Origin of the sequence: Arthrobacter sp. 260 (genome assembly GCF_013116745.1) — a bacterium.
Lineage (GTDB): Bacteria > Actinomycetota > Actinomycetes > Actinomycetales > Micrococcaceae > Arthrobacter_D.
On record NZ_JABFOE010000006.1, the window covers coordinates 188,560 to 214,285 of the forward strand.

The 25,726-nt window shown below is 65.7% G+C and carries 21 protein-coding genes and 1 pseudogene; 9 read left to right on the forward strand and 13 right to left on the reverse strand.

Features of this window, described 5'->3' with window-relative positions; all coding sequences use genetic code 11:
- The first annotated feature begins 99 nt into the window (after positions 1 to 99).
- Positions 100 to 1,191 (forward strand): isocitrate/isopropylmalate family dehydrogenase, encoded by a 1,092-nt coding sequence (locus HMI57_RS09170; protein WP_171585641.1) that lies wholly within the window; start codon positions 100 to 102, stop codon positions 1,189 to 1,191.
- Here HMI57_RS09170 and HMI57_RS19535 read toward each other — a convergent pair.
- From HMI57_RS19535 to HMI57_RS09205, 6 genes and pseudogenes are all read right to left on the reverse strand, one after another.
- Positions 1,188 to 2,131: pseudogene (locus tag HMI57_RS19535) on the reverse strand (AbrB family transcriptional regulator). The gene HMI57_RS09170 and the pseudogene HMI57_RS19535 sit on opposite strands and share 4 nt — an antisense overlap.
- A 154-nt stretch (positions 2,132 to 2,285) precedes the next feature.
- Positions 2,286 to 3,299, reverse strand: coding sequence for an NAD(P)-dependent oxidoreductase (locus HMI57_RS09185; protein ID WP_171585644.1), 1,014 nt, complete (start codon positions 3,297 to 3,299; stop codon positions 2,286 to 2,288).
- A complete protein-coding gene (gene tcuA / locus HMI57_RS09190; RefSeq protein ID WP_171585645.1) occupies positions 3,296 to 4,834 on the reverse strand; it encodes an FAD-dependent tricarballylate dehydrogenase TcuA in 1,539 nt (512 codons plus the stop codon). Before tcuA ends, HMI57_RS09185 begins: the two co-directional genes overlap by 4 nt.
- A gap of 3 nt (positions 4,835 to 4,837) precedes the next feature.
- Complete coding sequence (locus HMI57_RS09195) at positions 4,838 to 6,817, reverse strand: tripartite tricarboxylate transporter permease (protein WP_171585646.1); 1,980 nt, start codon at positions 6,815 to 6,817, stop codon at positions 4,838 to 4,840.
- A gap of 87 nt (positions 6,818 to 6,904) precedes the next feature.
- On the reverse strand, positions 6,905 to 8,029 hold the full coding sequence (locus tag HMI57_RS09200; protein WP_171585647.1) for a hypothetical protein: 1,125 nt from the start codon (positions 8,027 to 8,029) through the stop codon (positions 6,905 to 6,907).
- Between the two features lie 48 nt (positions 8,030 to 8,077).
- Positions 8,078 to 9,232 (reverse strand): PrpF domain-containing protein, encoded by a 1,155-nt coding sequence (locus tag HMI57_RS09205; RefSeq protein ID WP_171585648.1) that lies wholly within the window; start codon positions 9,230 to 9,232, stop codon positions 8,078 to 8,080.
- Positions 9,233 to 9,350: 118 nt separating this feature from the next.
- Here HMI57_RS09205 and HMI57_RS09210 point away from each other — a divergent pair, with 118 nt between their 5' ends.
- The 4 genes from HMI57_RS09210 to HMI57_RS09225 all read left to right on the forward strand — a co-directional run bounded on the left by HMI57_RS09210 (position 9,351) and on the right by HMI57_RS09225 (position 13,752).
- Positions 9,351 to 10,286: a LysR family transcriptional regulator gene (locus HMI57_RS09210; RefSeq protein ID WP_171585649.1), complete on the forward strand. Its 936-nt coding sequence runs from the start codon at positions 9,351 to 9,353 to the stop codon at positions 10,284 to 10,286.
- A 243-nt stretch (positions 10,287 to 10,529) separates the two neighbouring features.
- Complete coding sequence (locus HMI57_RS09215) at positions 10,530 to 11,558, forward strand: NAD(P)-dependent alcohol dehydrogenase (protein WP_171585650.1); 1,029 nt, start codon at positions 10,530 to 10,532, stop codon at positions 11,556 to 11,558.
- A gap of 11 nt (positions 11,559 to 11,569) precedes the next feature.
- Positions 11,570 to 12,172, forward strand: a complete 603-nt coding sequence (locus tag HMI57_RS09220) for a hypothetical protein (protein WP_171585651.1) — start codon at positions 11,570 to 11,572, stop codon at positions 12,170 to 12,172.
- Positions 12,169 to 13,752 carry a GMC family oxidoreductase gene (locus HMI57_RS09225; protein ID WP_171585652.1) on the forward strand — a complete coding sequence of 528 codons (1,584 nt, stop codon included), beginning with the start codon at positions 12,169 to 12,171 and terminating at the stop codon, positions 13,750 to 13,752. Before HMI57_RS09220 ends, HMI57_RS09225 begins: the two co-directional genes overlap by 4 nt.
- A gap of 16 nt (positions 13,753 to 13,768) precedes the next feature.
- Here HMI57_RS09225 and HMI57_RS09230 read toward each other — a convergent pair whose 3' ends face one another.
- The 3 genes from HMI57_RS09230 to HMI57_RS09240 form a co-directional block, all read right to left on the reverse strand.
- Positions 13,769 to 14,167, reverse strand: a complete 399-nt coding sequence (locus HMI57_RS09230) for a hypothetical protein (RefSeq protein WP_171585653.1) — start codon at positions 14,165 to 14,167, stop codon at positions 13,769 to 13,771.
- A 61-nt stretch (positions 14,168 to 14,228) separates the two neighbouring features.
- Positions 14,229 to 15,023, reverse strand: a complete 795-nt coding sequence (locus tag HMI57_RS09235; RefSeq protein ID WP_171585654.1) for an IclR family transcriptional regulator — start codon at positions 15,021 to 15,023, stop codon at positions 14,229 to 14,231.
- Positions 15,024 to 15,059: 36 nt separating this feature from the next.
- Positions 15,060 to 15,380 carry an antibiotic biosynthesis monooxygenase gene (locus HMI57_RS09240; RefSeq protein ID WP_171585655.1) on the reverse strand — a complete coding sequence of 107 codons (321 nt, stop codon included), beginning with the start codon at positions 15,378 to 15,380 and terminating at the stop codon, positions 15,060 to 15,062.
- Positions 15,381 to 15,544: 164 nt separating this feature from the next.
- On the opposite strand from HMI57_RS09240, the gene HMI57_RS09245 reads away from it, so the two are divergent.
- The 3 genes from HMI57_RS09245 to HMI57_RS09255 are packed head-to-tail and all read left to right on the forward strand — an operon-like array spanning position 15,545 to position 20,151.
- Positions 15,545 to 16,696, forward strand: a complete 1,152-nt coding sequence (locus HMI57_RS09245) for a glycerol dehydrogenase (RefSeq protein WP_171585656.1) — start codon at positions 15,545 to 15,547, stop codon at positions 16,694 to 16,696.
- 19 nt (positions 16,697 to 16,715) lie between these two features.
- On the forward strand, positions 16,716 to 19,520 hold the full coding sequence (locus HMI57_RS09250; RefSeq protein WP_171585657.1) for an FAD-binding and (Fe-S)-binding domain-containing protein: 2,805 nt from the start codon (positions 16,716 to 16,718) through the stop codon (positions 19,518 to 19,520).
- Complete coding sequence (locus tag HMI57_RS09255) at positions 19,504 to 20,151, forward strand: MBL fold metallo-hydrolase (protein WP_171585658.1); 648 nt, start codon at positions 19,504 to 19,506, stop codon at positions 20,149 to 20,151. Before HMI57_RS09250 ends, HMI57_RS09255 begins: the two co-directional genes overlap by 17 nt.
- 66 nt (positions 20,152 to 20,217) lie before the next feature.
- On the opposite strand, the gene HMI57_RS09260 is transcribed toward HMI57_RS09255, so the two are convergent.
- Genes HMI57_RS09260 through HMI57_RS09270 form a run of 3 tightly spaced genes read right to left on the reverse strand, consistent with a single transcriptional unit; the run spans position 20,218 to position 21,447 of the window.
- The gene (locus tag HMI57_RS09260) at positions 20,218 to 20,565 is read right to left on the reverse strand and encodes a 2-polyprenylphenol hydroxylase (RefSeq protein ID WP_171585659.1); all 348 of its coding nucleotides are present in this window, start codon (positions 20,563 to 20,565) and stop codon (positions 20,218 to 20,220) included.
- Between the two features lie 59 nt (positions 20,566 to 20,624).
- Positions 20,625 to 20,933: a hypothetical protein gene (locus tag HMI57_RS09265; RefSeq protein WP_171585660.1), complete on the reverse strand. Its 309-nt coding sequence runs from the start codon at positions 20,931 to 20,933 to the stop codon at positions 20,625 to 20,627.
- 55 nt (positions 20,934 to 20,988) lie between these two features.
- The gene (locus tag HMI57_RS09270; RefSeq protein ID WP_171585661.1) at positions 20,989 to 21,447 is read right to left on the reverse strand and encodes a DUF3817 domain-containing protein; all 459 of its coding nucleotides are present in this window, start codon (positions 21,445 to 21,447) and stop codon (positions 20,989 to 20,991) included.
- A 165-nt stretch (positions 21,448 to 21,612) separates the two neighbouring features.
- Here HMI57_RS09270 and HMI57_RS09275 point away from each other — a divergent pair, with 165 nt between their 5' ends.
- The gene (locus tag HMI57_RS09275) at positions 21,613 to 25,161 is read left to right on the forward strand and encodes a TM0106 family RecB-like putative nuclease (protein ID WP_171585662.1); all 3,549 of its coding nucleotides are present in this window, start codon (positions 21,613 to 21,615) and stop codon (positions 25,159 to 25,161) included.
- On the opposite strand, the gene HMI57_RS09280 is transcribed toward HMI57_RS09275, so the two are convergent.
- Entirely contained in the window at positions 25,158 to 25,715 is a 558-nt protein-coding gene (locus HMI57_RS09280; RefSeq protein ID WP_171585663.1) for a helix-turn-helix transcriptional regulator, read from the reverse strand. The genes HMI57_RS09275 and HMI57_RS09280 overlap by 4 nt on opposite strands.
- Positions 25,716 to 25,726 lie beyond the last annotated feature (11 nt).

Here is a 25,726-nt window from a genome sequence, read left to right on the forward strand (position 1 = left end):
CTTTGGCTACATCTTATCTTGGATTGCAAAAATGTTGTATACACTCGTACACAGTCATTGTTGAAACCCTTCCACCACCAGCGTAGATGGAGTAGGCGCATGCCGAACATCGAGACCCAACCAATCAGCCCACTTCGCCTGAGCATTATGCCCGGAGACGGGATCGGACCTGAGCTGGTGGCAAGCGCCGTCGCAGTGATCGAAGCCGCCTGCGCCGCCGATGGCACCGCCGTCGACGTGACCGAAGAACCGGGTGGCGCGGGGGTTTACCGGGAGACCGGGGAGGCACTGCTCCCGGGCGCGCTGGACCGTTTGCGGCAGGCACACGGTATATTGAAGGGACCGGTGGGCCTGCCCGACGTCCGCAAGCCTGACGGCACCGAAGCCGGCCTGCTCGGCGGCCTGCTGAGGATTGGCCTCGACACGTTTGCCAACGTCCGCCCGATCAGGATGCTCCGCGGCGTTGACACTGTGATGAAGTTTGAGCCCGGACAGATCGACTACACGATCATCCGCGAGAACACCGAGGGCCTGTACCTTTCGCGTGGCGGCGGCGTCAGGAACTACCACGCGGCATCGGACCAGATGCTGATTACCCGCGCCGGGACCGAACGGATTGTTAAGTTCGCCTTCGAACATGCCCGGACCCGCAACGGTGCCCCGCGTGACGGAGTGCGGCGTGTGACCTGCGTGGACAAGTCCAATGTGCTGCGCAGCTTCGCGCTGTTCCGTGAGGTCTTCGACGAGGTCGCCGCGTCTTACCCGGACATCGAGGCCAACCATGTCTACGCCGACGCCGCCGCTCACGCCCTGGTGGTGGAGCCTGATCGCTTCGACGTCCTGGTGATGGAGAACTTCCTGGGCGATATCCTGAGCGACCTCGGTGCGGGCACCGTCGGCGGACTGGGCATGTGCCCATCCGGCAACATCGGTCACGGCGCCTCCTACTTCGAACCGATCCACGGCAGCGCCCCCACGATCGCCGGGCGCAACCTGGCCAACCCCACCTCCCAGATTCTCAGCGCCGCCCTGCTCCTGAGGCACAGCGGCCACGACCGTGCAGCAATGCGGATCGAGGCGGCTGTCGAGGAATCCTTCGCCGACGGCAGCATCGTAATCCTGCCAGCGGGCGGCCCGGAAAAGGGCACCGAATCGGTGACCGCAGCGGTGCTGGAGCACCTGCAGCCCTAACCCGGCAGCGGTGGACGCTTCCAGGTCTGCGCCCATTTGATGAGCAACGGGAGCGTCCACAGGGTGATGAGCAGACGGATCACGTGGATGCCGGCCACCAGGGCGCTGTCGGCGTCGAGCACTGAGGCCGCTGCCACCATCTCCCCCACCCCACCGGGGACCATGCCGAGCAACGCCTCGGGCAACCCCAGTAGACCCAGTGCGCTCATCAGGACGCCAGCGCTGATCCCCGCCGCCACCAGCGTGACGACGACGGCGACAGCCGGCACCAGGTATTTGCGGATCTCCCCCAGGAAGCCCGGCATGACCGACGCGCCGATGGCTGTGCCCACCAGGACCTGCGCGGTGAAGCTCAGCGCGAACGGCATCGTGATTGACGCGGCCATCAGGACGTTGGCGGCGGCCGAGCCGAGCAGCGCCCCGGTGATGGGCCACATGGGGAGCCTGAGGAAATAGCCGAGGGTTGATCCGGCGGCGCCGCTGGCCAGCAGGATCAGCAGTTGGATGAGCATCAGTGGCCAATCACGAAAATAAGGATCGGCAGAACCACAAGCACCACGACCAGCACCCGGAACAGGTGGACGGTGAGCACCACGTGCATGGCAGCACCCTGCTTGGCGGCAGCGACGGAGAGTTCACTGATACCTCCCGGCGCGGCCGCCATCACCGCTGTCAACGGATCCACCCGGTGCCGGGAAAACAGGTACCGGGCCAGGACCATCGTCAACCCCAGCAGCAGGACCACCGACAGGGTGACGGGCAGGGCAGACACGGCGAGGCTCTGCAGGGTTTCCAGGCTCAGCCGAGCCCCGGCCATCACCCCGAGGAGCGCCTGCCCGGTCACCCGGACAGGCCCCGGGAGTCCACGGATGCGTTCGACAGTGCTGGGCCAGCGGGCAGAGCGGGCCACCCGCCTATCGCCCAGCCCGTTCACCACCATGGCCCCCAGCACGGCACCGATCAGGGCGCCTGCCGGGATGTGCAGCAGCGTCAGGACGGTGGCACCCGTGGATCCGCCGAGCAGCAGCAGCGCCGTATGCCGGGCACCGCCCCAACTCCACCGGCGCCCCCGTGGGGTTCTGCCCGGCGGCGTTTTAGGACCCACCTGGAGGTGTCAGGCCCCCCTGGGCGCCGGAGGCGAGGACGACGTCGGCGTCCAGCAGCTCCCTACGGTCGAGAGTGCCCTCAAGATACTGGCCCAGCTGATCCGCCGCTATGTCGGCAAACTCCGTCAGCACCTCCTCAACGGTCCAGCCGATGTGCGGGGTGAGGACCACATTGGGCAGTCCGCGCAGCTCCGAATTGGCTGGCAAGGGCTCCTCGGTGAACACGTCGAGCCCTGCCGCCGAGAGCGGCCCGGTTCGCAGCGCCTCGATCAGGGCTGGTTCGTCGACGATGGCGCCGCGGGCCGTATTAATGAGCACCGACCCCTCTTTCATCAGCGCCAGCTTGCCCGCATCGAGCAGACCGCGGGATGAGTCGCTGAGTTTCAGGTGGATGCTGACGACGTCGGACTGTGCCAGCAATTCGTCCAGCGGCAACCGGGGTACTCCGTCGGTCGGAGTTGCGGCGGTATCCCGCTGCCAGGCCACCACGTTCATCCCATAGGCTTCGGCAATACGGGCCACGTTGACGCCGTGGCGGCCGAAGCCGAGCAGACCGAGGGTCCTTCCCTGGAGGGTGCGTCCCATGAACGGCTGCCATTCGCCGTCGCGCATTGACTGATGTGCGGCGGGAATGCAGCGTAGGGCTGCCACCGCCAGGGCGAACGTGAGTTCCGGGACCGCCGCCTTCGGCCCGAACGCGCGGCGGCCCAGCGTGACCGGGATGCCGCGTCCGGCGGCGTGGGCGGCATCGAGGTGGTAGGCGTGCCCACCGGTCTGCAGGATGAGCTCCAGTGCCGGAAAACGGGTCAGCGTGGCCGCGTCCAGGCGGGTCCGTTCCCGCAGGGCCATGATGACCTGCACACCGGCAAGTTCGTCGTCGGACAGGGTGTCGAGCGATTCGGCGAGCACCCGCACCTTGGCCATTGACTGCATCCGCTGCAGACCCGGTGACCGGGCCACCAGTCCCTCCCGGTCGTCGAGGATCAGAACGGACAGACTCATGACACCGGCACCGTTGCCGCGGTGGCGAGGGCCTCCGCTGCGGCACCCGCACCGGCCAGGCGGCCAAAGACGGCACCGCGCATCAGCCCAGCACCCGCAGGGTAGTTGTGATAGAAGAATCCACCGGTGAGCTCACCGGTGGCGTGCAGTCCGCCCATCACCCGGTTGGCCGTATCAATCACCCGGGCCGTGTCATCGACCTTGAGCCCGCCATAGGTAAAGGTGATCCCGCAGGTCACCGGGTACACCACGAACGGCGGGCTGTCGATGCGCTGCGCCCAGTTCGACTTCACGGGTTGCCCGGCGGGGGCGGCGCTCAGTCCGTCCTTGGTGAACGGGTCAAAATCGCCGTCGTGGCAGGCGCTGTTGTAGGCCTCCACGGTGGCGGCGAGCGCTTCGGCGTTCACGCCCACCTTCTCGGCGAGGGTGGCGAGGTCGTCGGCGACGATAGGGGTGCCCGTCGAGTAGCGCGGCTCCAACAGGTGGGAGGATTTCGCGTCGAACAGCTGGAACGCCCAGGCGCCCTGCTGGCCGCGGATGGCTGCACCGGTTTTGGCGTACGTCAGCCACACCTCGTTCTCGCCTTCGTCGACAAACCGTTCGCAGTCCGAGTTCAGGAGCAGCGCATACGGGTAGCTGTAACGGCTCATCTTGTCGGTCAGGCGCAGGTCGCCGACCACCGGCGCGTCGGCGTCGAGCGGCACGGCGTGACAGCCGCCCCAGTGTCCCTCCGGCTGTGCGCCGGCGGTCATCGCCGCGTTCAGGACGGTGCCCTGGTTGAACCGGGTGCCCCTGACCTTGACCAGGTCCCAGCCCGGGCCGAGCCACCGCTGACGCATTTCCGGGTTGGCTTCGAAGCCGCCAGCGGCGAGGACCGTCACGGCCTCGACGATCAGGTCGCCTTCAGTGGTTTGCACCACCACCCCGGTGCACCGATTCCCGTCCATCACCAGTTCGGAGACCGGGGAGGAATACCAGATGTCGATACCGGCCTTCTCGACGGCGGCAAACAGGTCTTCGATCAGCCCAACGCCCTCGTGGGCGGCTCGCAGCGCCCCACCGGGAGGCAGCGCATACTGTTCGTTCTTACCGATCTTGTCCGGGTCGATGAGCTTGCCGACGGTCAGTTCCCACTTCACCCCATGGTCGGCCATCCACTCCACGGTCTCGAACGACTCGTCGATTACCCGTTTGGTGAGCAGCGGATCGTTGCGGCTGTTGCTCGACTTGTTGTACTCGGCGTTGTACTGCTCCACCGGGTACGGTTCGACAGTCACCCGGTCGGCCCACGCCGCCGACTCCTCGGTGATCAGGCCGAGCAATGACTCCAGCCCGTCGTGGGCGCATCTGAAGATGCCCCCACTGAACCGACTGTTTCCGCCGCGCTCAGCCTCGGGTGCCGCTTCCAACACCAGCACGCGGGCACCCGCATCGTGGGCCGCGAGCGCGGCCACCAGGCCGGCGTTTCCTGCACCGGCGACGACGACGTCGTACTCGTCGTGGATGATCGCTTGAGCGTTGGGTGAGGTAACCATGAGTCAGACTCCTAGATAGATGTAGCCGATGGGCAGAACGACGCCGAGGAATTCGCGCATGACCAACAGCACGGCGACGATGACAATCGGGTAGAGGACGATCGTCCGCCAGCGGGCGTTGGCCACCCGCCAGAGAAAGATGGGGGCGAAGATGGCGGCGCAGACCACCAGTCCAAACACGTAGGTGAGCGCTACGAAGGCGACGAGCCACGCTGTCGACAGGGCCGCAATGCGGAGCTGCGCGCGCCACGCTGCCTTGTCTTCGGCACTGGGTGGCCCTTCCCGCTTCATCCGTTGGAGGTCCAGGATGATTGCACCCACCGACAATGCTGCGCCGAGGATGGTGACGATGTTGGGGAGGAGCCGTGCAGCGTCGGAGAAGGATTGCGCCATGAAGTAGGCGGACACGAACACGATGAGGAACCCGATGGAGAGCGCGAGCCGCCACACGTTCGAAACCGGTGCATCGTTCAGCGCATCCTCGTCGACAGGAGCGCCGTCCGCGGCAGCCTTCCCCGGCCGGATCTTCCGGTAGAGCGCCCAGACCAGCGGAGCGGCGAGGATTGCAGCCATCACGAGGACCCCGGGCCGCATGGCCCACTCGGAGAACTCGTACAGGTTGGCGGTGAGGTAGTAATACCGTTCCAGCGGAATGCTGAGGACGAAGCCGATGAGGAACGGTGCACGGGGGATGCTGTAGATCTTCATCAGCCAGCCGAGGAGGCCAAGGGCGAGCATGATCGGGAAGATCTCGAGCTGGCGGACTTCCTGGAAGCCGCTCATGAAGAGGATAGGGATGAGGCCGGCGGCCAGCAGCGGGAAACGAATGAAGGCGAGCTTCGAGAGCGGCTTGGCCATCAGGAAGCAGAGAATGGAGCCGACAACGCTGGCGATCGCGAAGGACCAGATGATCACGTAGATGACATCGAGGTTGTTGGTGATCATTCGTGGGCCAGGTTCGATGCCGTAGATCAGCAGTGCACCGAGCAGCAGTGCGGCAGGTGCGCCGCCAGGGATGCCGAAGAGCAGGGTGGGGATCAGATCGCCGGCTTCGACAGCGTTGTTGGCACTTTCGGGGGCGATGATGCCGCGGGGGTCGCCCTTGCCGAACTTCTTCTTATCCTTGCCCTTGGCCGTTGCCTGCGCCTGGCCATAGGCCATCCAGGTTCCGGCGGTAGCACCGACACCCGGGAGAACTCCTGCCCAGATGCCGATCAGTCCGCCACGAAGCACATGGGTCCAGTTCTGCAGGACATCCCGGATGCCCTCGCCCCAGCCGCTTCCCAGGGAGGCGACGTTGGAAATGGCCGTACGGCGTGCAACGAGGGCGATGATTTCTGCGATGCCAAAGATGCCCAGTGCCACGGCTACGAGGTCCAGCCCCTCGGTAAGGAACAGGGAGTCAAAGGTGAAGCGGTAGTCGGGTGAGGTGGGGGCCGCGCCAACCTGACCCAGCAATACGCCGAACACACCAGCGAGCACGCCCTTGAGCAGGTTTCCCTTGGACAGCAGGGCTGTCAGGGAGATGCCGAGCACAGTGAGCATGAAGATTTCGGGTGATCCGAAGGCCAGCACGAGCGGCCGGGCGAGTGGGATGGCGATGGTGAGGCCGATTGCCCCGATGACGCCTCCCAGCATGGAGGAGAGGAAGGCGATAGAGAGTGCTCGGGCCGCCTTGCCCTGTTTGGCCATCTCGTGACCGTCGAGGAGCAGCACTGAGGCTGACGCGGAACCGGGGATACCGATCAGCACCGACGAGATGGTGTCGGAACTGTGGACTACTGCCACGGAACCGATGAGCAGCGCCATCGCCTGGGTTGGTTCGAGGACGAAGATGAAGGGCAGAAGAATGGCGACGGCAGCTGTGCCACCGAGTCCGGGGATAACGCCGACGATGAGGCCGGCGAGAACCCCGAGCATGAGAAAGAGCAGGGTGGAAGGATCAAGGAAGGATCCCAGTGCGGTTATGGCAGCATCCCACATTGGCTGTAGTCCTTTTTAGGTAGAAGCGGTGATACCCGGTGCCGTGCCGCCGGGCCTGGTCAGCACGGCACCGGATGCTGTGGGGTGCTACTCGGTCTCGACGACGACGTCGTACTGGGTCTCGAGCATGTCGAGGGTGTATTGGCGCACTTCCTCTTCGATCTGGAAGGCTTCGGCTAGGTCATCCTCGGCTTCTTCGCCGGAGACCAATGGGTAACCGCCCAGGATGTCCTCGCTACTGGCGAGGAACTCTTCGTCTTCAGCGATGGCCGTCGCTGCGGCGCGGAAGGCGTCAACGATTTCATCGGGGGTTCCCTCGTTCGCCCAGATGCCCTTCTGGTAGACGTAACCCGGGATCAGGAATGCCCTGTAGGCCTCGTAAGCTTCCCCGCTGGGTGCTTCGCCGGTGACCTCCTCAACGACTTCCTCAAGAGTGGGAAGATCGGGGAGCGCGGGATCGCGCACAATTTCGCCGTCTTCAAGAACACCGAAGGAAAACAGCGGAACGGCCGTCCCAGCTTCAACCATTGGTTCCACCTGTGTCTTGTAGGCGGAGGTGGTCTGGTAGTCGAGGTTGATCTCGCCGCGCTCGAGCGCCAGCCTCGCCGGGCCGCGGCCCTCGAAGCCGAAGGTCGCATCGATGTCGATGTCGAGGACGTCCATGGCCTGGAGCAGTGAGAGGTCGAGGCCAGTGGCGCTGATGCCGCCGTAAACGAGGGTGTCGCTGTAGTCAGCCAGATCCGAGACGTTCTCGATCCCGGTTTCAGAGGATACATAGACCACTCCACCAGTGCCGTTGAGGATCAGTGGCCGCATGGTCGCGAAGTCGAACTCGACCTCCGGCTGGCCCAGGAGCGCCTGGAAGTAGGTGGTTCCGGAGGTCACCAGAAGGTCTTCGCCGTTGGTGCCGCCGCTCTGGACGAACTGGTTGGATCCAGTGATCGACTCACCACCGGGGGTGTTTTCTACCAGGACGCTTGGCTCACCCTCAACATGCTTCTCCACGTAGGGGGCCATGAACCGAGCCCAGGTGTCGGTACCGCCACCGGACGCGTAGGGGACCACAAGCCGGACATTGGACGGGATCTCGGCTGCTTCGCCGCTCTGACCGCCGCCTCCACCGCCGCCCTGCTGGGGTGCCGAGCAGGCCCCCAGGGCCAGAACTGCTGTCGTGGCCAGAACTGCGACTGTTGTACGTTTGGTTGTTTTCATGGCTTCATTGCCTCCTTGTGAATGCTTACGATGGTTCTAAATCTGATCTCAGGCAGGGACGGATTCGAGCCTTTGATCCGGGACAAGCACGAACCCCTCCATCAACCGGCGTGAGGTGCGGAAGCCTGACACGCTGTTGACCTTCCATCCGCTTCCCTCAGCAACTATGTCGGCAGTCATCGTGAGAACGCCGGCTGGATGTCCAATGATGAACTGGTCCCTGCTCCGGTCCGCCGCCTGGTGGACGATCGTTCCGGGAAGGTTCGCCGCGACTGTAGTCGCGATGGCGCCGGTCAAGGGGTACGAGTTATGAGTGCGGCCCATCGACATCATTGCGGCACGGGCGCTGGTTTCGACGCCGTCCATTACCGTTCCGTTGGTTGCCGTGTAGGTCCGCGGCGCTCCAATGATAGAGAGCTTGGGAACCGAAGGTGCGGTTAGTGTGGCGTTTTCGATGGTGTCGGAGATCCCGGCCAGCACTGACGCGTGGGCCCTGACCGATTCGAGACGGGCTAGCAGCGCACTATCGGCGTCGATCTCTGAGGGCAATTCGAGTCCGGACAGGCCGAGGTCTTCCCACCTGACGAACACTAGGGGGTTGGCGGCGTCGACCATTGACACCTGCAAGGTGCCGACTCCCGGTACCTTGAGCTCGTCAACCAAGTTGCCGGTCGGGAGGAGCTTCCCCGTGACGGCGCCGCCTGGATCCATGTAATCGAGTTGCAGCTGCGAGCCGGTTCCCGGCACCCCGGGGAGCTCGAAGTCTCCGAGCGGGTTGAACCGCCCGTTCAGGGTGGGAACGTGGGCAACGATGACCTTGTCGGTGTTGAGATTAAGGAACCGGACGATCGTCACGGGGTCAGTGGGAGTGACCAGTCCTTCATCGACGGCGAACGGGCCGACCGCCGAGGAGATGTTGCCACAGTTTCCGCGACGGTCGATCAGTGGCTGGTCGATCCCGACCTGGCCGAACTCGTAGGTGACGTCCACCCCGTGGGCTGCTCCGTCCCCGATGATCGCCACCTTGCTGGTGGTCGAGACCGCACCGCCGAGTCCGTCGATCTGGCGCCGGTAGGGGTCAGGGCTGCCGAATGCGGCGAGGATGAAGCGATCCCGGGTTCCCGGGTCGGTTGGCAGATCCCGTTCGTGGAAGAACAGCCCTTTACTGGTCCCTCCCCGCATTACTACCGCTGGAATTCGCATGAATGCCCCTTTGCAGAATATGTGCGCCACATCACGTGAGCTCCACTTAGTGTGAACCGGCAACAATAGTGAAGCAATCCCCAACTTCTACACCTTTACTTAAGATATTCTTCAATACATGATCAAAACGTCCAGCACTGAACGAATCCTTCTGCTCGCGGATGTGTCGCGTCTTGGAACTATGACGCTCGCTGCCGAAGCCCTCGGGTATTCCATCTCCGCGATCTCCCAGCAGATCCGGAAGTTGGAGTTGGAGGCGGGCCAGCCCCTTCTTCAGCGTCATAGCCGTGGTATCGCGTTGACGGATGCCGGCCAGACGGTTGTGAGTCACGCGGAGCAGATCCATGGCAGGCTCAAATCCCTGCAGCACTCACTCGATGACATCGCCGGCCTACGAGCTGGCGCGCTGCGGATGGGGACCTTTCCCACCGCCGGGTCATCGCTTGTCCCGCTGGCCATCAGTCGGTTCCGGCGCGAACACCCCGGCGTTGAGCTGTCGGTGCGCAGCGTGCGCCTGGCCTCCCTCCAGAAGATGCTGATCAACCGGGATATCTCGATGAGCCTCCTGTGGGACTACCACTGGTCACGTCTCGAGTCGTCGGAAATGACCTTCCGCCACCTGATGGATGACCCCACCGATCTGGTGGTCTCGGTCACCCACCCGATGGCGTCCCGCGAGTCGGTCACCATGGCGGAACTGCTCGATGAACAGTGGGTGGTCCGCGCTGACGAGCACCCCATGATTGAGGTGTTGATCCGGGCGTCGAACCACATCGGGTTCCAGCCGAATGTTGCCTATGAGGCGAACGACTACCAGGAGGCACAGGCAATGGTGGCGGTCGGCGTCGGGATTGCTCTGGTGCCCCGTCTGGCGCTCACGGTGCTCCGTGACGACGTCCGGGTGATCCCGCTTTCTGGCGAGGTCCCCCAGCGTCGGATCCTGCTCGCCAGGATGGCGGACAGCCAGCCGACGGCCGCCGAGCAGGCCATGACCGCAATGCTTGTGGAGGCCTCGCGCAGGATGAGCGCACGCCGGTTCGGGGAGATCAGCTAGCGCCTCCACCCCACCCCACCGGCCTGTCCCCGCAGAAAGTGCTCATGGCGCAGACTAGTGGCTAACTGACCACTCCCCTCCAGACCAGCCACTTTTCTGCAGAAGGGTCACTGGTTTCTCACCCCGCGAGAACCTCCCTTCCCAGCCGGTGTGACCGGCGGCACACTTGCAACATCTCGTTCATCGCTGGGAGGGCCCTGATGCCCTGGACGTCCCCCCGGCCATTCGTTGCTGAGGAGGATCATGAGAGCCGTCAGGGTACACCGCTACCAGGAAGACCCACTGATTGACGATGTGCCCGAACCCACGGCCACCGGTCCGTGGGACGTCATCGTCGACATCGGCGCCGCAGGACTGTGCCGCACCGACCTGCACGTCATCGAGGGCCAGTGGGACGCCATCCAGCACCCCAAACTCCCCTACATTCTCGGTCACGAGAACGCGGGCTGGGTCCGCGAAGTGGGGTCGGCCGTCACCAACGTCCAGCCCGGCGACACCGTGATCATGCACCCGATCGTCACGTGCGGCCTCTGCCTGGCCTGCCGTGAGGGACAGGACTCCCACTGCGAAAACTCCACCTTCCCGGGCCTGAACGTCGACGGCGGGATGGCCGAGGTGATGAAGACCAACGCCCGCTCGGTAGTTAAACTCGACCCGTCACTCAAACCTGCTGACATTGCAGCGTTGGCCGACGCCGGCCTGACCGCCTACCACGCGGTCCGCAAGGCCGCGCCGCTGCTGCACCCGGGAACCCACGCCGTCGTCATCGGGAGCGGAGGGCTCGGACACATCGGTATCCAGTCCCTCAAGGCGCTCACCGCTGCCCAGATCACCGTCGTCGACACCTCCGAGGAAGCCCTCGACCTGGCCCGCACCCTGGGGGCCGATCACACGGTGTCCCAACCCGGCGACGGCGGAAAACTCCTCGAGATCACCGAGGGCGGTGCGCACGTGGTCTTCGACTTCGTCGGTGAGCACGGCACCGAGGCACTCGGAGTCAACGCGCTGCGGAACCGTGGCAGTTACTACACGATCGGCTACGGCGGAGCGGTACATCTGGACACCATCGAGATCATCTCCCGGGAAATCAACATCGTGGGAAACCTCGTGGGCACCTACCTCGATCTCGTGGAACTGATGACCCTCACCGCGCAGGGCAAGGTCACCCTGCACACCCAGACGTACGACCTCGAAGATGCGGTCCAGGCCATGCACGACCTGAACAGCGGCAAACTGGTCGGCCGTGGCATTCTCGTCCCCAACCACACCTAAGGGAGATAACGATGGCGTATCCCGCAAAATATTCGACACTCAACGAGCTGCAGCTCACGGAGGAGGCGCGGCAGATCCTGGTCCGGATTATCAGGGTCGCCTTCCCACACCCGAAGATTCCGGACGGCCCCTACGAGCGGATGGCCGACAAGATCATCACCGAATCCAACGAGTCCACCTGGTTCCGGGTGGCGCTCACCCAGGGCTTGTTGGCCCTGAACCGACAGGGCGGAGAAAACTTCCTCGACCTGCCTGATGACCGGGCCCTCGCGGCACTGCAGCGCATCGCCGACCTGGAGTTCTTCGGCTTCATCCGGCGCACCACCGTCCTGAACTTCTATGACGACCCCGAAGTGTGGGACGTGTTCGGTTACGAGGGGGAATCCTTCTCCAAGGGCGGCTACCTGCACCGCGGGTTCGACGACCTTGACTGGCTCCCCAATCCACGGATCGAGGAGTCCGACGAGCCGCTCGTGGAGATCGGCCCGCTCGGTTACCACATCGCACAGCAGGCACCCCAGCGGGTGCAGGACTCGGCAGAAAGCACCGGCGAAGAACCGGTCGACGACCTCTTCAAGGGCCAGGACAAAGTTGGAGGAGCACAATCCATATGAGCGACGAGACATCGGCACATTTCGGCCTGGACGACGACTCGGTGGTCGTCATCATCGGATCCGGCGCAGGCGGCGGCACGCTCGCCCATGAGCTCACGGAAAAGGGCGTGAAGGTGGTGGTCCTCGAAGCTGGCGGCCACATCAAGAACGAGGACTACATCAACAACGAGTGGGAGTCGTTCAATCAGATGGCCTGGCTGGACCCGCGGACGACGTCGGGTACCTGGCGGATCGCGCGCGACTTCCCCAACCTGCCGGCCTGGATTGTCAAAGCAGTGGGCGGCACCACCACCCACTGGTCCGGCGCCACCCCGCGGTTCAAGGCCCATGAGTTCGCCACCCGCCGCACCTACGGTCGGATCGACGGCGCGAACCTGCTGGACTGGCCCATCACCCTGGACGATCTGGCACCGTACTACGACCGGGCCGAACAGAAAATCGGGAGCACGCACCGCCACGGCAGACCACCGCTCCCGGCCAACAACAACTACAAGGTGCTCGCCGCGGGCGCCGAACGCCTCGGGTACCGGCACTACGCCACCGGCCCGTACGGCACCAATGCCGAACCCTACGACGGCCGGCCCGCGTCCATCCAGGATGGGTTCAACTTCCAGGGCGACAAGAACAAGTCCAAGTGGTCCACCCTGGTCTCCGAGATCCCCAAGGCGCTGCGCACCGGGAAACTGGATCTGCGCCCGAACTGCCACGCCGTGCAGATCACCCATACACCCCAGGGCACCGTGGACAGCGTCATGTACATTGACGACGCCGGGAACCTCCAGCAGCAGAAGGCCCGCGTGGTGGCGGTGGCCGGGAACGCGATCGAGACGCCGCGGCTTTTGCTGCTCTCCGGGTCTCCCCTGTTCCCCGACGGGCTGGCCAACTCCTCCGGGCAGCTGGGCCGGAACTACATGCGCCACACCACCGGGTCGGTGTACGCCAAGTTCGACAAACCGGTCCACATGTACCGCGGGGAGACGATGGCCGGTCTGGTCGCCGACGAGTCACGGCACGACATCGACCGCGGCTTCTCGGGCGGGTACTACCTGGAGACCATCGCGTTGGGGCCGGCGTTCCTGGCCAGCTTCGCCGACCCGGGCGCCTGGGGTCCGAACTTCGCCTCCCTGCTCGATGATTACGAGAACACGGCGGGTCTGTGGATCGTCGGCGAGGACATGCCTCAGGAAACGAACAGGATCACGTTGAACACCAGCGTGAAGGACCGGCTGGGGCTGCCCGTCCCGAACGTCCACTTCGACGATCACCCCAACGACACCGCCATGCGCAACCACGGCTACCAGCAGGCGTCGCTGCTCTACGAGGCGGTCGGAGCGCTGTCCTCGCACCACACTCCGCCGTACCCGGCAACGCACAACATGGGCACGGCACGGATGAGCGAACGCCCGGAAGACGGCGTCGTCAATCAGTGGGGGCAGACGCACGACGTGAAGAACCTCTTCGTGTCGGACGGTTCCCAGTTCACCACCGGAGCCGCCGCCAATCCGACGCTCACCATCGTGGCCCTGGCGATCCGGCAGGCGGAGTACATCGCGGAGCAGCTCTCGACGTCGGCCCTGTAAGTCGCAAGGCACGTGGTCAGACGAAAAGAAGCACCACCCCGGCCACCGCTGCCACCGCGCCTATTCCAGTGAGGACCCAGCCCAGGATCCTCAGCGAATGGGCCGGTGGCACCGGTTCGGTGAGCGAGTACAGGCTCGGATCGCGGCGGTTGAAGTAGAGGGTGAACTCGGTCCCGGGCACCAGATCCTTGCCCTCCCGGAAGGAGAACAGGGTTTCCCGGATCTCGTAGTTCTGGTCGTGCCAGCGATAGCCGATGCCTTCGCCGTTGACGAAAACAACTGCGTGGGTGGCGATCCAGCCGAGCTGTGACGTCCTGACAATCCAGGCAATGAGGATCAGCAGAATCCCGGGCACTAGCCCCACCCATGTCAGCACCTCGGTGATGACGCCCCACAACTGAGACTGATTCTCCATTACACGATCGTATCGAGGAATGGTTACCGGTTTGTCACGGCCGGCGCATCATTACCGCCTGTCAGGATCGCTGCGGTAGCGCCGTCGTGGCCCGGAGCGCCCTGCCCACCTTGTCAGCAGTGTCCCGCAGCAGCGTCGCAATCCAGGCCGACCGCTGGTCGAAGTCCGCGGCGTCCATCGAGACAGCGACCGACCCGACAATCTGCCCGGCGGCGTTTCGCACCGGCGCCCCAAGGCAGGACGATCCGAGCATGAACTCCTCGCGTTCGAAGGCGATCCCGCCTTCACTGACCTGGTGGAGTTCGCGTTCCAGTTCCTCGACGGTCCTGATGGTGTTGCAAGTCATCGAGGGCAGCCCGTGCCGGGCCAGGAACGCCCGCCGCTGAGTGGAGTCCATCCCGGCCAACAGGATTTTCCCGAACGCGGTGGCATGCGCCGCGTCATTGAACCCAAAGCCCATCGGGGTGATCCGCCGCCGGGTGGGGGAATCCACCACGTGGGCCACCACAACGTGGTCACCCCGATGCACCGCATAGTAGGCGGCGGCGTCGCCCCGGGAATGTAGTTCCAGCACCAGCCGGGCAACGGCCGACGGGGTCCCCACCTGGCGGTGCAGCGACGCATCCAGGGCATGTAGCTTGTAGCCGAGCGCGTACCGGCTCTGGTCCTTCAGGTGGACCAGATGCCGCGATTCGACAAGGGTTTTCAGCAGCCGGTACACGCTGGGCAGCGGCATCTCAAGAGCCGCCGCTATCTCTTTGGCTGACAGGCCCCGCTCGTCGGCGGCGACGACGTCGAGCAGCGCGAAGGCCTTCTGCACCGAACCCATTCCGGTAAGCGCGTCGTTGCGTCCCATGCACCTATCTTCGCCGGTTGGTCAAGCTAACGCCACTTATTCGACGGTGAGCTCTCCCATGCGGCCCCACCCGTCGGCGGAAATCTTCTCGCTGATGATCTGTGGGGTTTCCACCAGCGCCTGCGGCATGTCCTTCATGGCCTGCTGGAAGTGCGAGCTGTTCACGTGATCGCCCGCGGCATCGTCCTGGAACGCCTCGACGAGGACAAACTCGTTGGGGTTCTCCACGCTCCGCGACCAGTCGAACCACAGGTTCCCGGGCTCGTTGCGGGTAGCTTCGGTGAATTCCCGGGTGAGGTCCAGCCAGCGGTCCGTCCAGTCTGGTTTGACGTTGAATTTGACGACGATGAAGATCACTGCGCGCCTGCCTTGGGTCGAAAACGAATGAGGTATTCCAGCAGTCTGCCGTTAATTGCGGCGGCGTCCAACTTCGGTTCTCGCCCGGTGAGAATGCCCGGCGCCATCGAACTTCGGCACCCCTACGCTGGGGGTGGAACAGCCCTCTATCAAAGGAGATTGAGATGAGTCATCCACAAAACGTGCGCACCATGATCAGCCCGGCCCGGTATGTGCAAGGGAAGGGCGCCATCCACCGGGTAGGCGAATTCCTGAGCCCGCTCGGCAGCAAACCGCTGATCGTCTCCGATGACCTGGTCTGGGGTTTCGTGGCGCACGACGTCGAAGCTTCCCTCACCGCTGCCAGCTTGCCCACCACCCGGGTGGGGTTCGGCGGCGTGCCCAGCGCCAACGAGGTCAATCGGTTGATCGGTCTCATCACCGAGCACCAGGCGGATGTGATCGTTGCGGTGGGCGGCGGCAGCACCATCGACGCGGTCAAAGCGTCGGGGTTCGCATCGGGGATCCGCTGGGTCACCGTTCCGACGGTGGCGTCGACTGACGCGCCGACCTCCGCCCTGTCGGTGATCTACACCGACGACGGCGTGTTCGAGGAGTACCGCTTCTTCCCGCGCAACCCCGATCTGGTGCTGGTGGATACCCAGCTGGTGGCCAACGCGCCGGCGTCGTTCCTGGCCGCAGGCGTGGGCGACGCACTGGCGACCTGGCTTGAGGCCCGGGCCACCCACCAGTCCAATGCCACCACCATGGCTGGCGGCCTGCCCACCCTGACGGGGACCGCCCTCGCCAAGCTGTCGTGGGATGTGCTGTGGGAGAACGCCCTCCCAGCGCTCGACGCCGTCCGGGACAACGTGGTCACCCCCGCCCTGGAGAAGGTGGTGGAAGCCAACACACTACTGTCCGGCCTCGGATTTGAGTCCGGCGGGCTGGCCGCTGCCCACGCCATCCACAACGGCCTGACCGCCGCCGCACAGACCCACGGCCTGGCGCACGGACAGAAGGTCAACATCGGCTCACTCACCCAGCTGGTCCTGGAAGGTGCTCCCACGGCCGACATCCGGGACTTCGTCGAATTCACCACCCGGGTGGGGTTGCCGAACACGCTCACCGAGGTGGGCCTGTCGGTCGACGACGACGAGGACCTGCGCCGGGTAGCCGAGGCCGCCACCGTGCCCGGCGAAACCATCCACAACATGCCCTTCCCCGTGGAGGTTGATGACTTGACGAGCGCCCTGAAATCCATCGAACGGCTGTCCGCAGGGATCCGCAGCCGGGCGGGGCTGCCCGAACCTGTGCAGTACCAGGCGAAGCACTGACTGCCGGGCGGCGACGAACATGATCGACGCGCTGCGATCGGCGGTCGCCGACCCGGAACAGGTCAAAACCCGCCCCATCGACCTGCATGCGAACGCACACGACGCCTCCCATTTCCTGCTGATCCCGCAGGCGGTGGTGGTCCCGTCCACCGCCGCGGAAGTGGGCCGGCTGCTGCAGGCGAGCGCCGCGCAAGGTATTCCGCTGACCCTCCGCGCTGGCGGAACCAGTCTCAGCGGGCAGGCGGTCACGGACAGCGTCCTCGTTGACGTGCGCCGGAACTTCAGGGACATCGAAGTGCTCGACGACGGTGCCCGGGTCCGGGTCCAACCCGGGGTCACCGTGCGGGCCCTGAATGCGCGGTTGGCCCGGTACGGGAGAAAATTCGGGCCCGACCCGGCCAGCGAGGCGGCCTGCACCATCGGCGGGGTGGTGGCGAACAATTCCTCGGGAATGAACTGCGGCACCACTGACAACGCGTACCGGACGCTTGACTCGGTGACCGTGGTGCTACCCAGCGGCACCGTGGTCGACACCGGGGCCCGCGACGCCGATGCCAGGCTGCGGGCCCTTGAACCCGATCTCCATGCCGGGCTTCTACGCCTGTCCCGGCGCCTGCGGGAGAACCCCGCATCGGTGCGGACGGTGCAACACCAGTTCTCGATGAAGAACACCATGGGGTACGGCCTGAACTCGCTGCTGGACTTCGACACCCCCGCCGGCATGCTCGCCCACCTGATCGTCGGTAGTGAGGGGACTTTGGGCTTCATCGCCGAAGCGGTGTTCCGCACCATCGACCGCCCCGCGTTCGCCGCGACCGGCCTCCTGGTATTCCCCGATCTGGCATCCGCTGCCGATGCCCTGCCCGGCCTGGTGGCCTCCGGCGCGGCGACGGCCGAGCTGATGGACGCCGTTTCCCTGAAGGTGGGACAGGGCTTGACGGGGACTCCCGACGTCGTCCGAGCCCTCGACGTCCATTCCCAGGCCGCACTGTTGGTGGAGTACTCGGCAGGCTCCGCTGAGGAACTGGCGGAACTGGCCGGGGACCGCGCCCGGCTGGTCGGTGGGCTGGGGACGACCGGGCCGGCACACTTCAGCACTGACGCCGCGACCCGTGCCAGCCTGTGGCGGCTCCGCAAGGGCTTGTATGCGTCGGTGTCCGGGGCCAGGCCGCCGGGGACCACCGCCCTGCTGGAGGATGTGGTGGTGCCCGTCCCGGCGCTGGGCCGCACCTGCACGCAGCTGACCCGCCTCTTCGCCACCCACCGGTACAGCAACAGCGTGATCTTCGGTCACGCCAAGGACGGGAACATCCACTTCATGCTGACCGATCAGTTCGCTGCCCCCACCGAGCTGGAGCGGTATGCGGCGTTCACCGAGGACATGGTGGACCTGGTGCTGGGCGAGAACGGGTCGCTGAAGGCCGAGCATGGCACCGGCAGGATGATGTCGCCGTACGTCCGCCGCCAGTACGGCGACGAACTGTATTCGATCATGCGGGAGCTCAAACAGTTGTTCGATCCGGCTGGCATGCTCAACCCTGGCATCATCCTCGACGACGACCCGCAGGCCCACCTCCGTCACATCAAGACCACGCCGCTGGTGGCCCCCGAGGTGGACCGCTGCGTCTCCTGCGGGTTCTGCGAACCCGTCTGCCCCAGCAAGGACCTCACGCTCACCCCGCGCCAGCGGATCAACACCCTGCGCGCCATCGAACAGGCCCGGCTCGACGGCGATTCCGCGCGGGCAGCGCGGCTGGAAAAGGACTACAGCTACGAGTCGGTAGAGACCTGCGCCGTTGACGGCATGTGCCAGACCGCCTGCCCGGTCGAGATCAACACCGGTTCCCTGGTGAAACGGCTGCGCCGCGACGAGGCCGGACGCGCAGAAAATCTTGCCTGGGAAGGCGCCGCCCATCGGTGGAAGCTGGTCACCCAGGGTGCCGGACGGGTGCTCGACGTCGCTGCGAAGGTGCCGGCCGGCGTCGTCGTCCCCGCGAACCGGTTGGCCCGGAAGGTGCTGGGGCAGGACACGGTGCCCCTGTATTCCGCCGAGCTGCCAGCTGGCGGCTCGGCGAGGGCACGGCCGGCCCCGACCGGGACTCCCGTGGCCGTGTACTTTCCCGCGTGCGTCGGGACGATGTTTGGCCCTGCAGGGGGCGGTCCAGGCGTGCAGGAGAGTCTTGAGAAACTCTGCGACCGCGCGGGGCTGTCGTTGCTGGTGCCGACCGGCATTGACGGACTGTGCTGCGGCACGCCGTGGTCCTCGAAGGGGATGGCCGACGGGGAGGCGGCCATGCGGGCGCAGACAGTGGCGGCGTTGCGGGAGGCCACCCGCAACGGGGAACTCCCTATTGTCTGTGACGCCTCCTCCTGCACCGAGGGGCTGCTCGGGGCTCTGGCCCAGACCTCTGATGAGCTGGTGGTGATCGACGCCGTGCAGTTTGTCGCTGATCGGGTGCTGCCGTTGCTCGGCGACGTCGAGCCGCTCGACACGATAGCCCTGCACCCCACGTGTTCGTCCACCCGGCTGGGACTGAACCCGGCACTGGAGGCGGTGGCCGGCGTCGTCGCGGCGGAGGTGCTGGTGCCCGAAAGCTGGGGGTGCTGTGCGTTCGCCGGTGACCGGGGCATGCTGCATCCCGAGCTCACGGCCTCCGCCACGGAGCGGCAGGCCGCCGAAGTTGTCAGCTTCGGTGCGGCAGCCCACGCCTCGTGCAACCGCACCTGTGAACTCGGGATGACCCGAGCCACCGGGGAACCTTACCGCCATATCCTTGAGGTACTTGAGGAAAGAACGAGGGCTCACCGTGCGACTGATCGCTGAGAACTGTTATCAACTGGAACGTTCCCGAGGCTCCAACGGCTACGTGGTCAGCGGCAACGGGTCCACCGCTGTGATCGACCCCGGCATGCGCGGCGGGTACAACGGATTGCTGGAGGAATTGCGGGACGCTGAACCGGTGATTGGCCCGGTCACCCACATCCTGCTGACCCATTACGACGCCGACCACTCCCGCGTGGTGAAGCAACTGCAGCAGACGCTCGGGGTGCCGGTGTGGCTCGGGGCTGCCGATGCCGCCATCCTGCGTGGCGAGGTGCCACCGCCCACCCGTTTCCGGCGGTTCCTTACCAGGGTCTTGCCCACCGAATATCCAGCGCAGGTCAGGGAAGTGACCGGCGAGCAGGGCATCTTCGAAGGGCTCACCACTTTCCCGACGCCGGGGCACACCCCCGGACACCTGGCGTTCCAGTTCGGTGAGGTACTCTTTTCGGGCGATGCGGTGAGGGTCTCTAAAGCCGGCGAGCTCCGCCAGTTCTACCGCCTGCCCATCAGCGACAAGGCGCAGGCACGGCGAACCGAGGAGTCGCTGCGTGCCAGGATCGCGGGCGGGGGCGTCCGGTGGATCTGCGCCGGGCACAACGCCCCAGCGAAGACCGGGACCGGCCGGGGCTAGATCCGGCGGGGCTGAATCCAGCTGGGCTGGATCCGGGCGGGGCTGGATCCGGCGGGGCTGGATCGGTTAGGGCTTGTCCTGCTGCTGCGGACCGTCGTCGGGCGTCCGGAGTTCGTCGAGGGTCTTGATGGCCTTCTCCCAACGCTGCTGCCGCTCAGCCGGTGACTGTTCCCACCACGGCGTCCCGCGTTCGCCGAGCCCTTCCTTGGCGATCTGCACGCGGCGGCGTGCGTCCTTGACCTTTGGCTCCTGCTTGGCCTTGCGGTGCTTGTTGACCGCTGAGCGGGCACGGCCCAGCTGGGAGAGCAGTTGCTTGGCGACGTCCTCGGGCAGGCTCGGATCGGCGCGGCGCCATTTCCGGCCCTCGTGGAGAAAGTAGCGCTCGTCGTCGGGGGTCTGGGATGTGCTGGGCATGGGGGCCTGTCAGTGGTGGTTCAGTGATTGATTGCTGGCGCCGTGAAGCGCCGTGACGGTTAGCTTTGCGTCATCCCAAATGGAATCAGCAGCCCGATGATGAGGAAGAACCCCAGGGTGAGCAGGATCGCCCAGATGGTCGCCACCCAGCCGAGAACCTTGCCGATGGTCGAGGCGGTATTGAACTTCTCGGCCTTGTTGGCCTGAATGATGGCCAGGGGTCCGAAGATGATTCCCATAAAGAACAGTCCGACAATCCCAAACACGAGCGACATCTGGGCGTGCTTCTGGCCCTGCATCGATTGCTGCGAGTGCATGGTGTGGGTGGGCCCATAGTAGGGCGACTGCCCTGGGTAAGTCTGTGACATGGACCGGTCCTTCCATCGACGGTGCAGCAGGCTGTGCTGCTAGACCACCAACCTACTAGCTGCTGGGAACCGGCGGGCCGATTACCAGCAACGCGGCGAAAACCACTGCGACAGCAACCACCGTCACAGCGGCAGCGAGGAAGGGCTTGCGCAGTACCCAGGCCTGCAACTGCTCGATTGGGCCACGCGGGGTGTCGGCGCCCGGAGCGAGCCGCCATCCGCCGTCGAGCTTCCCGCGGCGTTCCATCGTCTGGTCAAAGACCACCGAGGCCAGCGGAACGATTGCCGAGACCAGACCCAGCAGCCCAATCTTGAAGGACCAGCGCTGATTCACCCAGACAAAGATGGTGACCACTACGAACACCAGGAAGACGAACCCATGGATCCCGCCGGCCGGGGAAATGAGCGCCTCGGTGGTCTCCGTGACGTACTTGAGGAACATGGCCAGGAGCAGGAACGCCCAGGTCAGTGCCTCGGCGACGGCGACGGTGCGGAACAGGATGCGGGGGCTCATGCGTATCACTCCAGAAAGGTGGTGGTCCTTCCAAATTACCGCAGCCGGTTCCACCCGCCCGTACTGGGTGGGCGTTGGAAATGTCACACTGTCAGTGGCGGATGGTTAGCTGAAACCGTCCCGATACCGTGAACAGCTCCAAGGTTGCAGCCGCTGGGAGGCACAGTGTTTCTTCTTGACCCCACCCGCCCCGGTGACCCGCCGGACCTGGTCTTTTCTGCCACCGATCTGGTGACCGCCGCCGAGTGCGAGTACCGGCTGCTCTACGTCCTGGACGAGAAGCTGGGCCGCGCCACCCGCCCAGAGTTCGAGGCGGACGCCATGCTGGAGCGGACCGCGGCCCTCGGCGACGTTCATGAGCACCGGGTACTCGAGTCACTGGTCGCCGAGCACGGCGACTGGAACCCCGACACCGGGACCGGCGTGTATGAAGTTGTCCCCGCCGCCGGCATGGACCGCACCCTGCTGGCGGACAAGCACCGGGAATCGATCGCCGCACTCCGATCCGGAGCCGACGTCGTCTTCCAGGCCGCGTTCTTCGACGGCCAGTTCCACGGCAGGTCCGACTTCCTGGTGAAAACCCCCGACGGCTCCTACGCGGTCTGGGATACCAAGCTGGCCCGCCACGCCAAGGTCAGCGCGCTGCTCCAACTGGCCGCGTACGGCGATCAGTTGCTGGCCGCAGGCATCCCGACGGCGTCCGAAGTCACCCTGGTGCTCGGCAACGGGAAACACAGCATCCACAGCCTCGCCGACATCCTGCCGGTGTTCCGCGAGCGCCGGGACCGGTTCCTGCGCCTGATCGACCGTCACCGCCACCAGCCCGAGCCGGTGCAGTGGGGCAGCGCGGACCACACGGCCTGCGGCCGCTGCGCCTATTGCCAGGTCAGGGTCGCCGACACCCGTGACCTGCTACTGGTGGGAGGGATGAGTACCACCCGCCGGGCGAAGCTCCACGCCGAGGGTGTCCACACCATTGATGAGCTTGCCGCCCTGGAAGTCCCTGCCACTGACAGGAGCCTGCTCCGGCTCCGCGACCAGGCCCGGATGCAGACCGGCACCGCACACCCCGATGGCAGCGTCGAGTACAAGGGGAAGGACGGCCAGCCCGCCACGCTGAGTTACCGCGTGCTGCCCGACCACACCCTCGCTGCCCTTCCCGCGCCAAGCCAGGGCGACATCTTTTTCGACTTCGAGGGTGACCCGCTCTGGCAGGACGACGCCGGCCGGTGGGGGCTTGAGTACCTGTTCGGCGTGGTCGAGAACCCCGACCGTCCCGGCGACCCTCCCCCGTTCCTGCCGCTCTGGGCCCACTCCCGCGGTGAAGAACGGCACGCCTTCACCGACTTCCTTGACTACGTCGCCCGGCGGCGCGCCCAGTACCCGGACCTGCACATCTACCACTATGCGTCCTACGAGAAGACGGCGCTGCGCAATCTTTCCCTCGCCCACGTGGTGGGCGAGGACGCAGTGGACGCACTCCTCCGCGACGGCGTCCTGGTGGACCTCTACGAGACGGTCCGGCACAGCCTGCGCATCTCCGAGAATTCCTACAGCATCAAGAAGCTGGAGCCCCTCTATATGGGGGAGAATCTGCGCAGCGGGGACGTCGTGGACGCTGGAGCCTCGGTGGTGGCTTACGCGGACTACTGCACCGCCCGGGATGCCGGGGACAGCGCGCTGGCCGCCGAGATCCTCGCGGGGATTCGCGACTACAACGAATATGACTGCCTCTCGACCCTCCGGCTCCGGAACTGGCTGCTCGACCGTGCCGCGGAGCGGGGCATCACACCCGCAGCGTCGCGCGCCCAGACACCAACCGAGGTGCAGGAACCCAGTCCCGAGGAAACCCGGCTGCTGGACTACCTTGAGAACCTCCCGCTGACGCGCGCCCTGACCGCCGACGAACAGGCCGTCGCGATGGTCGCTGCCGCCGTCGGCTACCACCGCCGCGAGAACAAGCAGTTCTGGTGGGAGCACTTTGACCGGCTGGACAGGGCAATCGAGGACTGGCCGGACACCCGCACCCTCTTCGTAGTGCAGGAGGCGGAGGTCCTCTCCGAGTGGGAACGCCCCACCCCCCGCAGCAACCCCGTGCGCACCCTGAAGCTGACGGGAGTGGCCTCGGACGGTTCTGAGTTTGCCCCGGGCAAGAAGGTGTTCAGGATGTTCACCCCACCGCTGCCGGAAGACCTCGTCCCCGAGGCGGAGGGCAAAACCTCCCAGCGAGCCGGCTGGTTCGGCACCGAAGTGGTGTCCCGCAGCCACGACGGGGACCGCGATGTGCTGGTGGTCCGCGAGAAGCTCAAAACGAAGGGTGCCGAGTACAGCGAGCTGCCCATTGCGTTGACCCCCGACCAACCGGTTGCGACCGCTTCCATCCGCGCTGCCCTGTCCGAGCTGGCTACCCAGGTAGGCTCCGCGCTACCGGGCCTCCCCCGCAATCCGGGCCTCGAGGTGGTGCGCCGGTCCGCCCCCACCCTCTCCGGGAGGCTGTCCCTGCCCGAGGTGGTCGACGGCGATTACGTCACCGCTATCACCGCCGCCGTCGCGGCTCTGGACCACTCCTACCTCGCGGTGCAGGGCCCCCCTGGCACCGGCAAAACCTACGTCGGCTCCCATGTGATCGCTGCCCTGGTGGCGGACGGCTGGAAGGTGGGGGTGGTGGGGCAGTCCCACAAGGTGGTCGAGCACATGATCCGGCAGGCGCTCACGGCGGGCGTCCCCGCGGGCCGGACGGCCAAAAAGACCAGCGACACCCAGGCTCCCTGGGGACACAAGACCGACGAGGGTGTGGCGGAACTGCTCGATTCGTCAGGTGGCGCCCTGGTGGGCGGCACCGCCTGGACCATGACGGGAAGCAAAGTGCCGGCAGGCTCACTTGACCTCCTGGTCATCGACGAGGCGGGCCAGTACTCGCTGGCGAACACGCTCGCCGTGTCCCGTGCAGCCAAACGGCTATTGCTGCTCGGCGACCCCCAGCAACTGCCACAGGTGACCCAGGGCAGCCACCCCGAACCGGTCGACACCTCGGCTCTGGGATGGCTATCGGCCGGACACGCCACCCTCCCGCCGGAGTTCGGGTACTTCCTGGCAGACAGTTGGCGGATGCACCCAGACCTGTGCGCGGTGGTGTCCCGGCTGTCCTACGACGGGAAGCTCGAAGCGGCTCCGGCGGCGACGCGGCGCTTCCTGGAAGACAAACCGGCGGGGGTGGAATGTGTGCTGGTCCGCCACGTCGGCAACACCACTTCGTCACCCGAGGAAGCGGACGAGGTAGTCAACCAGGTCACGGGACACCTGGGGCTGCAGTGGACCGGCGGCCCGGAGGCGCTGCCCCGCCCACTGGAGCCACACGACATCCTGGTGGTGGCTGCCTACAACGCACAGGTCCAGACGATTCAGGCTGCCCTGGAGTCAGCCGGGCTCGAGGAGGTGCGGGTGGGAACCGTTGACCGGTTCCAGGGTCAGGAAGCTCCCGTGGTGATCGTGTCGATGGCCTGCTCGTCCGCCGCGGACGCGCCACGGGGTGTCGGTTTCCTGTTGAACCGCAACCGAATCAACGTCGCGGTCTCCCGCGGGCAATGGCGGGCGGTGGTCGTCAGGTCCCCGGAGCTCACCCAGCACCTGCCTCCCCGCCCGGAGCAGTTTGAAGAACTGGGCGCCTTTGTGGGCCTGTGCACTGCGAGCGCGGGAGTGCTGCAGCCCCGCTAGGGTCCCAGATCCTCGATAGGAGGGGAGGTGATCGTCAGGACAGCGATCGCCCCCTCGGCACCGGCGGCATAGGAGTGTTCGGCGTCGCTGGCCCAGCTGTGGAATCCGCCAGTGGGAATCGTTGCCGGCTCACCGGTGCGGCCCGCCGTCGCGCTCCCCCGCACCACCAGCAGGTGCTCGGAGACGCCCTGACCGTGCGGGGGCGACACCCGGGACCCGTTTGGGGCAATGGCGAGCCAGTAGACCTCGGTGATCCCGCCGTCGTCGTGGTGGCGGACCCCCAGCAACCGGGCGGTGACCGCCTCGTCGCTGGCCTCCGCGCCGAGCTCCTCCCCCAAGAGCACGGCCAGCGGCACCCGCAGGGGTGCCGCCAGTGCGTAAAGGGTCTCAAGGGTCGGGTTGCGTCGACCGGTCTCTAGCTCCGACAGGGTGCCTTTACCGATGCCAGCCCGGGCGGCGAGCGCAGTCAGGGAAACCCCCTGCCCCTCGCGCAACTCCCTGATCCTGCGGCCCACCGCGCTCAGGCGATCCGGTGTCGTGGTGTTGCTGGTCATCTTGTGCCTCC

Bases quoted from the DNA above. Each gene is read 5' to 3' on its own strand.
- HMI57_RS09170 (WP_171585641.1), top strand. From the start codon at position 100: ATGCCGAACATCGAGACCCAACCAATCAGCCCACTTCGCCTGAGCATT.
- HMI57_RS09185 (WP_171585644.1), bottom strand. From the start codon at position 3,299: ATGAGTCTGTCCGTTCTGATCCTCGACGACCGGGAGGGACTGGTGGCC.
- tcuA (WP_171585645.1), bottom strand. From the start codon at position 4,834: ATGGTTACCTCACCCAACGCTCAAGCGATCATCCACGACGAGTACGAC.
- HMI57_RS09195 (WP_171585646.1), bottom strand. From the start codon at position 6,817: ATGTGGGATGCTGCCATAACCGCACTGGGATCCTTCCTTGATCCTTCC.
- HMI57_RS09200 (WP_171585647.1), bottom strand. From the start codon at position 8,029: ATGAAAACAACCAAACGTACAACAGTCGCAGTTCTGGCCACGACAGCA.
- HMI57_RS09205 (WP_171585648.1), bottom strand. From the start codon at position 9,232: ATGCGAATTCCAGCGGTAGTAATGCGGGGAGGGACCAGTAAAGGGCTG.
- HMI57_RS09210 (WP_171585649.1), top strand. From the start codon at position 9,351: ATGATCAAAACGTCCAGCACTGAACGAATCCTTCTGCTCGCGGATGTG.
- HMI57_RS09215 (WP_171585650.1), top strand. From the start codon at position 10,530: ATGAGAGCCGTCAGGGTACACCGCTACCAGGAAGACCCACTGATTGAC.
- HMI57_RS09220 (WP_171585651.1), top strand. From the start codon at position 11,570: ATGGCGTATCCCGCAAAATATTCGACACTCAACGAGCTGCAGCTCACG.
- HMI57_RS09225 (WP_171585652.1), top strand. From the start codon at position 12,169: ATGAGCGACGAGACATCGGCACATTTCGGCCTGGACGACGACTCGGTG.
- HMI57_RS09230 (WP_171585653.1), bottom strand. From the start codon at position 14,167: ATGGAGAATCAGTCTCAGTTGTGGGGCGTCATCACCGAGGTGCTGACA.
- HMI57_RS09235 (WP_171585654.1), bottom strand. From the start codon at position 15,023: ATGGGACGCAACGACGCGCTTACCGGAATGGGTTCGGTGCAGAAGGCC.
- HMI57_RS09245 (WP_171585656.1), top strand. From the start codon at position 15,545: ATGAGTCATCCACAAAACGTGCGCACCATGATCAGCCCGGCCCGGTAT.
- HMI57_RS09250 (WP_171585657.1), top strand. From the start codon at position 16,716: ATGATCGACGCGCTGCGATCGGCGGTCGCCGACCCGGAACAGGTCAAA.
- HMI57_RS09260 (WP_171585659.1), bottom strand. From the start codon at position 20,565: ATGCCCAGCACATCCCAGACCCCCGACGACGAGCGCTACTTTCTCCAC.
- HMI57_RS09265 (WP_171585660.1), bottom strand. From the start codon at position 20,933: ATGTCACAGACTTACCCAGGGCAGTCGCCCTACTATGGGCCCACCCAC.
- HMI57_RS09270 (WP_171585661.1), bottom strand. From the start codon at position 21,447: ATGAGCCCCCGCATCCTGTTCCGCACCGTCGCCGTCGCCGAGGCACTG.
- HMI57_RS09280 (WP_171585663.1), bottom strand. From the start codon at position 25,715: ATGACCAGCAACACCACGACACCGGATCGCCTGAGCGCGGTGGGCCGC.